The organism is Mycobacteroides sp. H003, assembly GCF_001440135.1.
GTDB classification, from domain to species: Bacteria; Actinomycetota; Actinomycetes; order Mycobacteriales; family Mycobacteriaceae; genus Mycobacterium; species Mycobacterium gwanakae.
The window spans coordinates 1,022,810-1,036,994 of record NZ_LJYL01000034.1 but is presented as its reverse complement, the minus strand read 5'-3'; the positions used below and the strand labels follow the sequence as shown (position 1 = coordinate 1,036,994).

The following is a 14,185-nucleotide window of genomic DNA, read 5'->3' as shown; positions in this document are numbered from 1 at the left end:
GCGTCAGGCGCGCGCCCTGTCGGCAGCATCCAGTGCATGCAGCGAGCTGCCCCTGGTCTCCGGCAGCGCCCAGACGGCAATGAGCGTGATGGGGGCAACGGCGGCCAGATAGATGGCCACCGGTACCCAGCTGTGGTACTTGCTCAGCAGTGCGGTGCCGATGACCGGGGCCAGTGATCCGGCGAAGATCGAGGTCACCTGATAACCCACCGACACCCCGGAGTAGCGCATACGGGTGGGGAACATCTCCGCCATGATGGCCGGCTGCCCCGCGAACATCAGCGAGTGAACCAGTAGACCGATCACGATGGCCGCCAGGATCACCCATTCGTCTTGGGTGTTGAACATCGGGAACGCCATGAAGCCCCACCCCGCTGCCAGCAGGGCCCCCAATGCGTAGGGCGCACGCCGCCCCACGATATCGGTGCACCGGCCGACGATCGGCAGGGCGATCGCCTGAACCGCGTGAGCGATTAAGAGCAGCAACAGGATTCGTCTGGTATCCATGTGCAGCTCGATCTTGAGATAGGTGATCGAGAAGGTGACCACCATGTAGTACAGGATGTTCTCGGCCACCCGCAGCCCCATGGCGGTGAACACCCCGCGCGGGTAGCGGCGGAACACTTCGACGACGCCGTACGAGCCGGCCTGGTTCTCCTCGATCTCCTTGCGCGCCTCCTGGAAGATCGGCGCATCGGATATCCGGGTGCGGATGTAGTACCCGATGGCCACGATGACGACCGACAGCCAGAATCCAACGCGCCAGCCCCAGGCCAGGAAGGCGGCATCGGAGAGGGTCCACGACAACGTGAGCAGCACCAGGGTGGCTAGCAGATTGCCCAGCGGTACCGCCGCCTGCGGCCAGCTCGCCCAGAAGCCGCGTTGCGAGTCGGGGGAGTGTTCGGCCACCAGCAGCACGGCGCCGCCCCATTCCCCGCCGACCGCGAAACCCTGCAGGAATCGCAGCGCCACCAGCAGGATCGGGGCCCCGTAGCCGATCTGTGCGAAGGTCGGCAGGCAGCCCATCAGGAAGGTGGACACGCCGACCAGCACGATCGCGATCTGCAGGAGGTGTTTGCGTCCGTAGCGATCCCCGAAGTGCCCGAACACGATTCCGCCGATGGGCCGGGCGACGAACCCTACCGCGTAGGTGAGAAATGCCTTGATGATGTTGTCGAGGTCATTGCCCCCGGCCTGCACCGCGGGGAAGAAGACCTTGTTGAAGACGAGGGTGGCGGCGGTGGCGTAGAGGAAGAATTCGTACCACTCGACGACGGTGCCCGCCATTGATGCGGCGACCACCTTGCGCAGACCGGTTGGAGCAGCGTCGGCCTCGGCGATGGTGGACACCGTCGAACCCTAGCGTCGAGCGCGAGCCTCACGCGGTTTTCGGGCAAGATTTCCGCGCGAGGCTCGCACGCGAGGCTAGATCGAGTCGAGGGTGTAACCCATCGGCAGCAGCACGCTCTTGAGCTCGCAGTACTCCTCGATGCCCTCGGGCCCGTTCTCCCGGCCGATGCCGGACTGCTTGTAGCCGCCGAATGGGCAACTGGGGTCGAAGGCGTACCAGTTGATGCCGTAGGTGCCGGTACGGATCTGCGCCGCCACCTCCAGGCCCTTCGGGACATCGGTGGTCCACACACTGCCGGCCAGACCGTAGTTGGAGTCGTTGGCGATCTTGATGGCCTCGTCGACGGAGTCGTAAGCGATGATCGACAGCACCGGACCGAAGATCTCCTCCTGCGCGATGGTCATCGAGTTGTCGACATCGGCGAAAATCGTTGGCTGCACGAAGTATCCGCCGTCCAGACCTTCAGGACGCTTGCCGCCGTAAGCAAGCCGGGCGCCCTCCTCGATGCCCTTCGCGATATAGCCTTCGACACGGGCGCGCTGCTTCTCGGTGATCAGCGGGCCCACCTGTGTGGCGGGATCGTCGGGCAGGCCCACGCCCATCAGCGAGACCATCCCCACAATGCCGTCGACAACCTCGTCGTACCGCGACCGCGGTGCCAGCACCCGGGTCTGGTTGACGCAGCCCTGGCCGGCGTTCATCAAGCCGGAGAACACCAGCATCGGCAGCGCTGCCGCCAGGTCGGCATCCTCCAGCACGATGGCCGCGGACTTACCGCCCAACTCCAGCGTGACCTTCTTGAGGTTCTTGGCGGCGATCTCTGCGATCTCCTTGCCGACCGTGGTGCTGCCGGTGAAGCTGAACACGTCCACGGCGGGATTGTTGGTCAGCGCCCGGCCGGTCTCGGCTCCACCCGGAACCACCGACAGCACGCCCTCGGGTACGCCCGCTTCGGCGAACACCTCAGCCAGGATGAAGCTCGACAGCGGGGTCTCGGCAGCGGGCTTGAGCACCACCGTGCACCCGGCGAGGAACGCCGGGCCGATCTTGTTGAGCGCCAGGAACAGTGGCACATTCCAGGCCGCGATGGCGGCTACCACGCCGGCGGGCTCCCGGGTTACCACCGTTTGGCCGTAGGCGCCGTTGCGCAGTTCCTTCCACTTCACCGCGTCTGCCGCATTGGCGTAGTACTGGATGGCACCGAAGCCGCCCAACCATTGCAATGTTTCGATAACCATAGGGGGAGCGCCGGTCTCGTCGGCGATGGCCTTGCAGATCTCGTCCTTGCGGGCCTCCAGCCCGGCAACTGCCTTCTGCAATATCGCCTGGCGCTCGTGCGGAGTCAGCTTGGGCCACGGGCCGTCATCAAAGGCGCGGCGGGCAGCGCTTACCGCGGCTTCGACGTCGGCGGGGGACGCCAGCGGACACTGGCCTACCTTCTGTCCGGTGGCGGGCGAGATGACCTCGATCACCTGGTCGGTGGCCGGCTCGGTCCATACGCCGCCGATGAAGAGCTTGTCGTAATTCGTCATGAATCGCTGTCTCTTTCCTGATGTGTGTCAACGAATCCGGTGAAGCCGGAGGGTTTATGTGGGCCTATGGGCCCGAACTCGAACAGTCCACTGCCGTGGTTCTCCACGCCGTTCTCGACCAGGCGGAACGTCGCGAGATTGTCGACGGGGCAGAGCAGTTTGAGCGTGGCGTCCAGTTCCGCGGTCTTGTACCGCTTGCCCTGCACGACGAGGTCGCCCTGCCACATGCCGTGGCGCCAGTCCGGATCCAGGCCGTACCCGGTACCGAAGCCGAAGTAGTGCGGCAGCACTATCTCGGCGGTGATGGTGATGTCACCCAACGTGATCACCGCAGAACTCGCCTCGCGAGTGCCGGGAACCAAGGTGATGTCGTGCGTGATGGGGCCGAGTTCCTCGATCCCCTTCGCCGGATCGCGCCACACCCGGCGTGCACCGCTGACCACCTTGGTGCCGTGCTCGTCCTCCTGGTTGATGAACACAATCGAGTATTCGGGGAACGAGATCACGTTGTAGAGCCAGAAGAAGCCGCCCGCCAGGGTGGCACGCCGCCCGGCGGGCTCGCCCTCGCCGACTGGCCGGATGCCCCAAGAGCGATCCCGGTTGCCCGACCAGTTGACGCCATCGAGTTCGTGGGTGGTGCCGTCGACCGTCAATTGGCCTGCCCAGGTGCCGGTTTGGGCAAATCGCGAGGTATCGAACATGACACGGCCGAGCTGGCGCTGGTAATGACCCGGCTCCAGGGAGGCCGGTATCTCGCCGGTGTAGGTGATATCGAAGGCGAGGTCGTAGTCGTCGCCGGGTTCCAGGATCACCCGCACCTTCTTCAGACCTTCGACAACCTCGATGCGATACGGCCCGACCTTCAGATCGGCGCGGTCGTCTCCGAGCGCGCGCGACGCGCGGAACACCACGATGTCCTCGCCATTGCGTACCGATGCGAATGCGTCGGTGACACCCAGGTTCGGGTAGACGCCCAGCCCGGTGATCAGGTACGGCAGGTCGGCGCGGCCTCCGTGACAGCCGAAGTAGTAGCGGTCGTAGAAGTTTCGGTCCGACGTGCCGACATGGCGGACCACATCGGCGATCTGATGGATCGGGTAATCGTCGAAGGGAGACAGGCTCACGCGGAAACCTCGCTCCAGTACTTTCCGTCCAGCATTTTCTCCAGGGTGACCCTGTGCAGGATCAGGTCATCGGGGTCATTCGGCATCTCCGCCATACCAAAGGCCATGGCGCGCATTTGAATTCGGACCATGATCACGGCATGTTGCAACGCCGCATAGGTGGTGTAGAAGTCCAGATCGCTCGCGTGGTGCCCGGTGAGGGCGGCGTACTCGGCGGCGATGTCCTCGCGCCGGCAGAATCCGGGCAGCCCAGCCAGGCCGGCGATCTCGGCCAGGTCCTGGAAGAACCTGTGCAGGAAGATGATCCATCCCAAATCGAGCTCGCGCGGTCCGATGGTGGCCATCTCCCAGTCGAGCAGGGCCACCGGCTCGAAGTCTTGATAGATGACGTTTCCCGGGCGCGAATCTCCCCAGCTGACCGTGTCGGCCGCGCGCAGAGATTCGGTCGGCCAATTCGCCCGCAGCCACTCGAATCCGCGATCGATAAGCGGGATGGCGGGGCCGTCGCCGCGCACCCACTCATACAGGTCCCGGGTCCGGCGTACATGGGCATCCAGACCCGTCTCGCCCTCGCGGGCGTCGTTGAGGAACGCGAACTCTTCGACGGGGGCGGAGTGAACCCGGGCGATCTGGTCGATGGTGAGCCGCTGCATCTTGCGGCGGTCGGCGTCGGAGGCCTCGGTCACCCAGGATCCGAACGTGTAGGGCATGCGGTCGGGCGGGACCTCCCCGTCGACGCGCTTCATGACGAAGAACTCTCCGCCGAGCACTGAGGTGTCGTCGCAGTACCAGAGCACCGGGGGCACTACGGCGCTGGTGTACTGGCCGAGCTTGTCCATCACGTCGAACTGGCGGCGCATGTCATAAGTGGGAAATACGGGGCTCGAATCGGGCTGCGGCGCCGTTCTGATCACCAGGCGATGGGCGGCCCGCTCACCGTTCTCGGTCCACTGCGCATCGGCCAGAATCGTCTCGCTGGACATGCCGTTGGCGCTGGGCAGCTCCGCGTGATCGACGCTCAGTGCGGCATCGGATGGCAATTGGCCCGAAATCCAATCGGCCAGTGCTCCGCGCAAAGTCTCCGGGTCCCGCTGTGATTCGGCGGGGCGTGCAACGTCCTCATGCGTCGCTGTCTGCTCAGTCAAGGTGTCGTGACTTCCGTTTCATGTCCGCCTCGTTGCGTGACGCACGCAACACTACCGGGCAGTCAGGGGAAGTGGAACCTGTTGCAATTTCCGATTCAGTGGGGGCGCAGCACAAGCACCAAATTGCTCACCAGAACCTCCCGCGCAGCGGGAACTTTGGTGATCCACCATGCCCATTTTGGGTGGTAGCGGGGAAAAGCGGCGACCAGCGCGCCCGTCCCATGGGCCCATTCCAGACCATCGCGCACCGATACCGGAAAAAGTGACGACCCGTAGTTGTTCTTGGGCGGATGGCCGTGCTTGCGGGTGTACCACCGGGCGGCGCGGGCGCCGCCGAAGTAATGCGTCAATCCCATTTCGTGACCACCGAACGGACCGAGCCAGACGGTGTAGGACAAGACGGCCAGTCCCCCCGGCCGGGTGACTCGCAGCATTTCCGCGCCGAGCCGCCAGGGCTCCGGCACATGCTCGGCGACGTTCGAGGACAGGCAGATGTCGACGCTGTCGTCGGCTATCGGCAGGGCCATGCCGGACGCGCGCAGATAGGCCGCTCGTGGGTCGTGGATGCCCGGGGTTCCCTCGGGGGCCGCATGCATCTCACGGGGGTCTGGTTCGACGCCGACGTACCGCGCTCCGGCGTCGGCGAAGGCCGAGGCAAAGTAGCCCGGTCCGCCCCCGACATCGAGCACCGTGCGGCCCCGCAGCCCGATGTTCATCTCCTGTCGCCACAAGTCGGCGACCAGGTGAACTGTGTCCTGTGCCACCGTGCCGTAAAACTTCTCCGGCGCACTCTGCTCAAAGCGGAAAGAGGACAATAAGCTGGCGGAACGGCGCAGAGTGGCCCTTTGGGCAAATAGGTCGGTGATTTCCGGCACGGGTTCTCGTTCTGCTTGGTCTCCTTATTAAGGGAGACGGAATTTCTGGAGGCCCACCCTAACGGCCTAGGGTGCATAGCGGTGTTCAGCGAAGTGTCAGATCAGCAGGGCCTCCCGCGGGAGGTCCTCATGTTGTGTTGGCGCGATACCGACCATCCGCAGGGTGGCGGCAGCGAAACCTACCTACAGCGCATCGGTGCCGAACTGGCCGCATCCGGCGTGAAGGTGACGCTGCGATGCGCCGCCTACCCGGGCGCCCCCCGCCGCGAGGTGGTCAACGGAGTGCACATCTCGCGCGGTGGCGGGCGCTTCACCGTGTATCCGCGGGCACTGCTGTCGCTGCTGGCCAGCCGCGTAGGCCTGGGGGCATTGCGCGATGTGCGGCCCGATGTCGTCATCGACACCCAGAATGGCATCCCCTTTTTCGCAAGCACCGTGGTCAGTGCGCCCGTTGTGGTACTCGTGCATCATTGCCACCGTGAGCAGTGGCCCGTCGCCGGGCAGCTCATCGGCAGGCTGGGCTGGTGGCTGGAATCGCGGTTGTCTCCGCGGATGCATCGGCGCAACCAATATTTGACGGTCTCGCAACCGTCCGCATCGGACCTGGTGTCGCTGGGTGTAGCGCCTGGGCGGATTGCGGTGGTACGCAACGGTATCGATGAGATTCCGGGCTCGCCGGCAATCGGCGCGCTGGACGGCGTGCGCAGTGAAACGCCACGGGTCGTGGTGCTCTCGCGTCTGGTGCCGCATAAGCAGATCGAGCATGCGCTGACCACTCTTGCGCTGCTGCGCGATCACGTGTCCGATGTGCACCTCGATGTCGTCGGGGATGGCTGGTGGATGGATCCGTTGGTGGAACATGCTGCCCGGCTAGGGATTTCCGAGTCGGTGACATTCCACGGCTACCTCGGCGAGGAGGCCAAGCATCGGGTACTGCAACGCGCCTGGGTGCACCTGATGCCGTCACGCAAGGAGGGCTGGGGCCTGGCGGTCACCGAGGCCGCGCAACACGGCGTGCCGACGATCGGCTACCGCTCCTCCGGTGGGCTCACCGATTCGGTCACCGACGGCATCACCGGCCTGCTGGCGCGCGATCAGGATGAGTTTGTCCGGCATACCGCTACTCTGTTGGCGGACAACAAGCTTCGCTACCGAATGGGCGAGGCAGCGCGAGCTCGCTGCGCCGATCTGTCATGGCAGCGCAGCGCGTCTGGTGTGTGGACGGTGCTCAAGGCGGCGATTCTCGGCGTGCCGGTCTCGGGGATCATCGGTGACGAGCCGATAGTGACTCCGCAGGTCGAAGTCCCCGCCTAAGTCCGGTTACCTCGGCGTGAGATATCGGGACGCCAGCGAGGCACCGATCCTTGCGGCGTGATCGGTCAGTTGGGCGGCATCGAGATCTAGAAGCCCTGCACGCCAGGCATTAACCAGCTCGATGAAGCCGCCGATCCCTAGGATCGTGTCTATGCGAAGTCCGACGCGATCGGCGTCGTCCACAAGATAGGGCTGCGCCGCCGTGATAAGTACATCCGTGCCCTGATGAATCAGGGCGGTCCGTCGGTCTTCAAGCACCGCGCTGCCGACGTGCCGGACAAGCATGATTTGTGCCCAGCCGGGTTCAGCGGAAATACGTTCGATGACAAATCGAATTGTGTTGAGGAGTGTGTCCAGGGGAGGGCGGTCAGGATCTTCGGTGGCGATGGCGGAAATCTGTGTGACGAGTTCGTCGCGCATGCCATCCCACACGGTAGCGAGCAGCTCATCGCGATCAGCGAAATCTTCATAGAAGTATCTGTCATTGAGTGAGGTACGTGAGCAAACGCCGCGCATCGTCACCGCGGCCCACCCCTGCTCCATCCAGATTTCCCGGGCGGCGCTGATCAGCCGATCACGGCGTTCGGCACGGCGCTCGGCTGCGGTACGCCCACCCCATAGACCCGGTGATGCAGTCATGGCTCCATGTTGACAGCTGCGCGTGCGACAGGTCAATATGGTGGCATGCGCCATCAGTTATGGCGGGCGCCACCAATGTGTGCTACGAGAGGTCTGTGATGAGCCTCTTGGGATTCGGATGTGGCGAGCGCCGAACGCGGAAAGTCAATGCCGTGGTGACGGGTGCGGCAAGTGGTATCGGCCGGGCCTTTGCTCTTGAACTGGTTCGTCGGGGGGGACAGGTGGTGTGCGCTGATGTGGACCTGCCCGGCGCCAAGGAAACGGCCGCGTTGATCGGTGAGCGGGCGGTCGAGGCCGCCTGTGATGTGTCGGTGTTCGGTGAAGTGGAAGCACTGGCCGACACTGCCGAGGAGTGGTTCGGAAAACCGGCCGATCTGGTGATCAACAACGCGGGCATCGGTGCGGGTGGTCGGGTGGTCGGCACTGCCCCGCTGCCGGATTGGCAGAAGACACTCGGGGTGAACCTGTGGGGTGTCATCCACGGCTGCCACGTGTTCGCACCACGCCTGCGGGAACTCGGGCGCGGAGGCATCATCAACGTGGCCTCGGCGGCGAGCTTTGCGGCCGCGCCGCGTATGGGTGCCTACAACGTCAGTAAGGCAGGGGTGTTGGCGCTCTCCGAGACGCTTGCCGCCGAACTCAGCGGCACGGGAGTAGCAGTCACCGTACTGTGCCCGACCTTTGTTAAGACCAACATCGTCGACAGCGCCCTCATCGAGGACTCGGCCGCCCGCCTGGCCGCCACCGCCATGAAATGGACTGGTGTTTCTGCCGATTCGGTGGCGCGTGGTTGTCTTGACGCACACGACCGGGGCCAGCTCTACGTGCTCCCACAGCTCGATGCGCGATTGATGTGGCAGGCCAAGCGCCTGGCGCCCGACATCTACACCAAAGCACTGGGCATCGCGGAACGATTCTCCCGCTAACGCGGAAACTGACTAGAAAGGAAACGCAATGGCAATCGCATTCGATAACATTCTTGCAACCATCAAGAACAAGCAGTGGGCACTGGCCGATATCGACTGGGACGCACCGGGTGCCGATCAGATCACCGATGAACAGCGCCCGGCGCTCAAGGCGTTCATGTCCGATCTGGTGTGGATCGAGAACGTGGGCGCGCGGGGGTTCGAGGAGCTGGCCAAAAAGGCGTCCGATGAGAACCTCAAGCAGATCTACACCTACTTTCACGCCGAGGAGCAACGGCACGCCAATGCCGAGTTGGCCCTGATGCGGCGCTGGGGGATGGTCGAAGAGGGCGAAATACCGTTGCCCAACAAGAATATTCGTCTGGTCATCGAATGGCTCGACCGTTACAGCGACGACCTTTCTCTGGCGGTTCTGGGGACCGCTATCCCTGCGCTGGAGACCGCGCTGGACGGCGCTCTGGTCAAGTTCTTGCTCGACGAGGTTGCGGACCCGCTGTGCCACGAGGTCTTCCAACACATCAATAGCGATGAATCCCGCCACCTTGCGGTGGGTTTCGGGGTCCTGGACATGTTGGGCGCTAGCCCCATGCGCAAACTCATCATCGAAATAGTGGGAACCGTAGTTAAACCGTCGTTGATACTCGGCGCGCTGATTTACTCGCCTCTGCTCACCCGGATGATGACCAATATCTCGGCCATGGGGCTCTCCGAGGAAAAGCTCTACAACGCCGTGAGGCGATATGAAAGCATTGGTGGGCGCAGTGCGAATACTCGTAGAATTCCCACTTTCCACATCATCAAGTACCACATGGGACTGTCCATTAACCGCGTGCAGCCGTATCAGTTCATCGCCGAATCTTTGGGCAAGGCCATCGATCTGTTCCCGATCCGCGTGCTGGGTAAGACCCCAACCTGGTCCCAGGAACTCACCTATGAGCCGGTGTCGCGATGAGCGAGGTGCTCATCATCGGCGCGGGTTTCGCAGGCCTGGGCACCGCTATCCGCCTGTTGGAGCAGGGGATCGAGGACTTCACGATTCTTGAGCGGAGTGACGGCGTCGGCGGAACATGGCGCGACAACTCTTATCCCGGTGCGGCATGCGATATCCCGTCCCTGCTGTACTCGTATTCCTTCGAGCAGAATCCGCAATGGTCTAAGGCATACTCGGGTGGCCCGGAGATCCTGCGCTACATCCAGCGCATGGTCGATAAATACCAGCTGCGACGCTTCATCAAGTTCGGCGCCGACGTCACCGGGCTGACCTTCGACGAGACCACAGGGACCTGGACGGCCGACACCGCTACCGGCGAGATCTTCACGGGTCGGTGCGCTGTCATGGCCGCGGGACCGCTGGCCAACGCCAGCTGGCCCGATATCCGTGGGTTCGAAACCTATACCGGGCACAAGATCCACAGCGCGCGCTGGGACCACGACTACGACATGACCGGCAAGTATGTCGCGGTGATCGGCACGGGAGCCAGTGCTGTACAGATCATTCCCGAATTGGCCAAGACGGCGGCCCGAGTCAAGGTCTTTCAGCGGACCCCCGGCTGGGTGTTGCCGCGGTTGGATTTCCAGCATCCCGGATGGGCGCAAAAGCTTTTCGCCAGCAATCCGGCGGTGCAGGGTCTCGCGCGGCAGGCCTGGTACTGGACGCACGAGGCTGCTGCGGTCGGCATGGTGTGGGATACCCCGGTGACCACCCTCATCCAGTGGATCGCCAAGGCGAACCTGCGGCGGCAGATTAGTGATCCCTGGATGCGGCGCCAGTTGACCCCCGACTTCCGTGCGGGGTGCAAGCGGATGCTGATGACCAGTGATTATTACGCGGCTCTAGAGAGGGACAACTGCAAGCTGATCACCTGGCCGATCGCGACCCTGTCTCCCAACGGGATCCGCACTGCCGACGGTATCGAGCACGATGTGGACTGCATCGTGTTCGCCACGGGCTTCGACGTGTGCAAGGCCGAAACGCCTTTCCCGATCGCAGGGCGAGATGGCAGGAAGCTTGCCGACGAATGGTCCGGCGGCTCCTACGCGTACAAGAGCGTGAATGTCTCGGGTTACCCGAATCTGTTCTTCACGTTCGGGCCCAACTCGGGGCCGGGGCATAATTCCGCGCTCGTCTACATGGAGGCGCAGATCGACTACATCGTGCAGGCAATCAGCATCGTCCGGAGCAAGGACCTGTTGACGCTCGATGTGCGTAAGGACCGGCAGGATCAGTTCAACGACGATATTCAGCAGCGGCTGGGCAAGACCACTTGGAATTCCGGGTGCCAGAGCTGGTATCTGACCGACGACGGCAAGAACACCACCATGTTTCCGGGATTCGCCACCCAGTTCGTGCGGCAATTGCGGACGGTCGAGCTGGACGACTACAGCGTTACCTCCGTCGCAACCGCTCCCGCAGTCGGGTAATCGCGGGGGCGCAGCCTGCCGCCAGGAGCGCTATCCACATCAGGTGCGCCGCGATGACGGTGACGCGCCGGACCGGGGATGCGCCGATGGGGGTCCATGGGCCCGGGACCCGGTAGAGCGCGATGTCACCGTCGCGGTAGACCGGTTCGAGCTGATCCAGCGATGTCGTCGAGACTTCTTGTTGGCCTGGGGTGTTCGCCTGCACGACGACCCAGCCGATACCCTGTACCGCGAGCTCATGAGGTGCGGCCCCGGCGCGCAGTAGTTCCTCGACGTGGCGGCCGCGGGTACCGTCCCCGCGCACGTCTTGTCCGTCGACACGCAGGTCGCCGCTGCTCACCGTGTCCGCACGGATCCAGCGCGGAAAGGGATCCAGCACCGGGATGGATGACGGTCCCCACGGGTACTGCCGCACGGTTTCGGCGGGCAGCACCGCCACCGGATGCGGTTCGGCGTTGATGCTGGCCGCGACGGCAGCCCATCCGGCCGGATAGGTCACCGATTCGACGCGGCCACCCACCCCCCACGCCAGATCGGGAAGTGTGAATATCAGCGCTGCGCAAGCTAGCCCGGAAGCCACAAGTTGTGAGGAACGTTCACGCAGCACGGTGACGGCCGCTGCGCCGGCCAGCGCGTACCCCGGCACCGCCAATGCCACCCATTTCTGGCCGTCACGCAGAATGCCCAGCCCCGGTACTTCGGTGATGAGCCAGCTGGTCAGCGTCAATCCCGGGCCCGTTGCCAGTAGTGCCGGAATGACCACGGCCGCACCGGCGATGCCGAGCAACCCGAGCGCTGCCCGGGCGCGCCACAGCACCACTGCGCCCACGGCCACCACGGCCAGGAGTACCGCCGAGAAGGCCAACGCGAACAGTGTCGTGCGTGAGGCAGGTACAGCGGACGCGTTCCATATACCGCCCAGTGAGGCCAGGCTTCCGAGCGTGCCCAACCCGGGCTCGGCGCGCGCCGCGAAGGCATGGACCCCCGCCTCGTCCCCGGCAGGTATGGCGGTTCCCAGCCCCGAGGCCACCAGCCACGGCATCGCGGCCAGTAGCGAGATCGTCAGTAGGCCTAGCCGTGACCGTAGGCCCGGTGCCGCCGCAAGCCCGACGATCAGCGCGAGCACCGTTCCGGTGGGCGTCAATCCGGCCAAGGCGACCCAGAATGCCAGCGTGCACCAGGTGTCGATACCGGATGCCGATCGCAGCCGGATTGTCGTCAGCGCAACCCACGGCAGGCACCCGTAGCCGACCAGCAGGCTCCAGTGTCCTTGCAGAAGTCGTTCGGCCACATAGGGATTCCAGATTGCGATGGTGGCCGCTACCAGCTCGCCGGGAATCCCTGCAGTGGGAACCAGGTGGCCGACCAGGCGCGCCGCCCCCCAGCCGGCAAGCCATAAACCCACTGCGAGAAGCATTTTGACGAGAATTCCGCCGTCGACAAGCGTTGTCACGAGGGCGATGAAGAAGTCCTGCGGGACGGCGCGCGGAGCTGCTTCACCGACCCCCAGTGCCGCGTCGGTCAGGTACGAGCGCGGGGTCGAGACGGCGTCGCGGATCAGCAGATAACCGGGTGCGGCAAGTGGCGCGGTAATCGCCGCCGCCAAGCCAAATGCGTACAGCGGCGCAATAAGGCCTGTGCGGCGCAAGACGTCCCGGCTAGAGGTGGTTTCGGGGCGACGGGAACTTGTCGGTGTCGGCCTCGCTGGCGGAGGGTTTCTCCGGGCTCCGGCGGCCGAAGAAGCCGTGATCCACCGTGTCCAGACCGGGATCGATCAGTGCGGACTCGGCCCGCAGGCTGAACGAGCCCAGCAGGCCGCCGCCGACGAGGGCCACGACGCCCAGGGCCGCAAACGTGATGGGCAGGATGTTCGACCAGATGGAAAGGCTGTCGCGGGTATCGCGGGCCGCCTTCACCTGCTTCTCGACGGTTTCGTCGTTCGACTGCACGGTGTAGTCGACCATCGGAACCTCAGGCTTGAGCGCGTCACGCGAGTAGTAGTGCAGCGCATGCTCTTTGCTCTTGACGATGATGCCGCTGACCGGGTCGACCCAGAACTCGCGCTGTGCCGCGTAGTAACGGGTCATGGTGATCTCTTCGTCCTCGCGCTCGGCCTCCACACCCCACTGCACGGCGCGCGCCGTCACTTTCGAGTCCTCGTCCTTGTCGTACAGCGAGGGGTAAGAGACAGGCTCCACCAGCTTGCCGTTGGCGTCGTAGCCGACATTCTGGGTGAAGTGGTAGGCGGTGAGCCCGTTGACGTCTTCTTCGCCGGTGTAGTTGGCATCGAAGGCGCGTTGGGCGACCACGTCGAAGTACTGGTAGGTCTTCTTCTCGGTGTCGAAGGGGAACCGGTAGCTCAATCCCTCGTGCTTGAGCGCGATGGTCGTCGGGGGCGTCTCGTCCTCGATGGCGCGCGGCTTCTGCACGCTGCCGCCGGGGTTGTCATCGCTGGAGATGGCCTCGGCGGAGTGACGATCGACGGTGACGGTGTCGACGGTGGCCAGAATCAATCCGGCGTCGCCCTGCTTGTCGGTCCGTCGCAGGGTGATGCCCGCCTGCAGGCCGACCTTGGTGGCATCGGCGGGGCTGACCGTGCTGATCTGCTCCTGCAGTGCCAGCGGCTTATCCGGGTCGGCGATGAACTTCTGTCCGGACAGCGACGCCGGGTCCAGGGCGCGGCCCTTGCCCTCACTCACCAAAGTCGCGTCCCAGTCGAGCGGAATCTTCGCAAGCCGGTTGCTGGTGTACGTGCTGAGCAACAGCGCGGCGATGATAAGAGCCGAGCCGAGCCCCAGCAGTCCGCACGCTGCGATACGCATCATGACCCCGCGGTTCACAGTCGCCGAACCCTCCTT

General features: G+C 64.3%; 11 protein-coding genes and 1 pseudogene. 4 read left to right on the top strand and 8 right to left on the bottom strand.

Annotated elements, in window-relative coordinates:
- Positions 1-3: 3 nt before the first annotated feature.
- The 5 genes and pseudogenes from AOT87_RS25085 to AOT87_RS25065 all read right to left on the bottom strand — a co-directional run bounded on the left by AOT87_RS25085 (position 4) and on the right by AOT87_RS25065 (position 6,027).
- Positions 4-1,350 carry an MFS transporter gene (locus AOT87_RS25085; RefSeq protein WP_057969256.1) on the bottom strand — a complete coding sequence of 449 codons (1,347 nt, stop codon included), beginning with the start codon at positions 1,348-1,350 and terminating at the stop codon, positions 4-6.
- 75 nt (positions 1,351-1,425) lie between these two features.
- Positions 1,426-2,883 carry an aldehyde dehydrogenase gene (locus tag AOT87_RS25080; protein ID WP_057967932.1) on the bottom strand — a complete coding sequence of 486 codons (1,458 nt, stop codon included), beginning with the start codon at positions 2,881-2,883 and terminating at the stop codon, positions 1,426-1,428.
- Positions 2,880-4,007 carry a hypothetical protein gene (locus tag AOT87_RS25075; RefSeq protein ID WP_057965492.1) on the bottom strand — a complete coding sequence of 376 codons (1,128 nt, stop codon included), beginning with the start codon at positions 4,005-4,007 and terminating at the stop codon, positions 2,880-2,882. The genes AOT87_RS25080 and AOT87_RS25075 overlap by 4 nt, the downstream gene beginning before the upstream one ends.
- Positions 4,004-5,204, bottom strand: a pseudogene (locus AOT87_RS25070) (phosphotransferase family protein). The gene AOT87_RS25075 and the pseudogene AOT87_RS25070 overlap by 4 nt, the downstream one beginning before the upstream one ends.
- Positions 5,205-5,247: 43 nt before the next feature.
- The gene (locus AOT87_RS25065) at positions 5,248-6,027 is read right to left on the bottom strand and encodes a class I SAM-dependent methyltransferase (RefSeq protein WP_057967934.1); all 780 of its coding nucleotides are present in this window, start codon (positions 6,025-6,027) and stop codon (positions 5,248-5,250) included.
- A gap of 81 nt (positions 6,028-6,108) precedes the next feature.
- On the opposite strand from AOT87_RS25065, the gene AOT87_RS25060 reads away from it, so the two are divergent.
- Positions 6,109-7,341 carry a glycosyltransferase family 4 protein gene (locus AOT87_RS25060; RefSeq protein ID WP_109398618.1) on the top strand — a complete coding sequence of 411 codons (1,233 nt, stop codon included), beginning with the start codon at positions 6,109-6,111 and terminating at the stop codon, positions 7,339-7,341.
- A 6-nt stretch (positions 7,342-7,347) separates the two neighbouring features.
- On the opposite strand, the gene AOT87_RS25055 is transcribed toward AOT87_RS25060, so the two are convergent.
- Entirely contained in the window at positions 7,348-7,980 is a 633-nt protein-coding gene (locus AOT87_RS25055) for a TetR/AcrR family transcriptional regulator (protein WP_057970138.1), read from the bottom strand.
- Between the two features lie 98 nt (positions 7,981-8,078).
- Between AOT87_RS25055 and AOT87_RS25050 the strand changes: the two genes are divergently transcribed.
- The 3 genes from AOT87_RS25050 to AOT87_RS25040 are packed head-to-tail and all read left to right on the top strand — an operon-like array spanning position 8,079 to position 11,327.
- Positions 8,079-8,906: an SDR family NAD(P)-dependent oxidoreductase gene (locus AOT87_RS25050; protein ID WP_057970147.1), complete on the top strand. Its 828-nt coding sequence runs from the start codon at positions 8,079-8,081 to the stop codon at positions 8,904-8,906.
- Positions 8,907-8,934: 28 nt separating this feature from the next.
- Positions 8,935-9,858 (top strand): hypothetical protein, encoded by a 924-nt coding sequence (locus AOT87_RS25045; RefSeq protein WP_057970137.1) that lies wholly within the window; start codon positions 8,935-8,937, stop codon positions 9,856-9,858.
- On the top strand, positions 9,855-11,327 hold the full coding sequence (locus AOT87_RS25040; protein ID WP_057970136.1) for an NAD(P)/FAD-dependent oxidoreductase: 1,473 nt from the start codon (positions 9,855-9,857) through the stop codon (positions 11,325-11,327). The genes AOT87_RS25045 and AOT87_RS25040 overlap by 4 nt, the downstream gene beginning before the upstream one ends.
- Here AOT87_RS25040 and AOT87_RS25035 read toward each other — a convergent pair.
- Both AOT87_RS25035 and AOT87_RS25030 read right to left on the bottom strand, forming a co-directional pair.
- Complete coding sequence (locus tag AOT87_RS25035) at positions 11,293-12,933, bottom strand: hypothetical protein (protein WP_057968633.1); 1,641 nt, start codon at positions 12,931-12,933, stop codon at positions 11,293-11,295. The genes AOT87_RS25040 and AOT87_RS25035 overlap by 35 nt on opposite strands.
- Before the next feature lie 52 nt (positions 12,934-12,985).
- Positions 12,986-14,167: a DUF3068 domain-containing protein gene (locus AOT87_RS25030; RefSeq protein WP_030097323.1), complete on the bottom strand. Its 1,182-nt coding sequence runs from the start codon at positions 14,165-14,167 to the stop codon at positions 12,986-12,988.
- Positions 14,168-14,185: the final 18 nt, after the last annotated feature.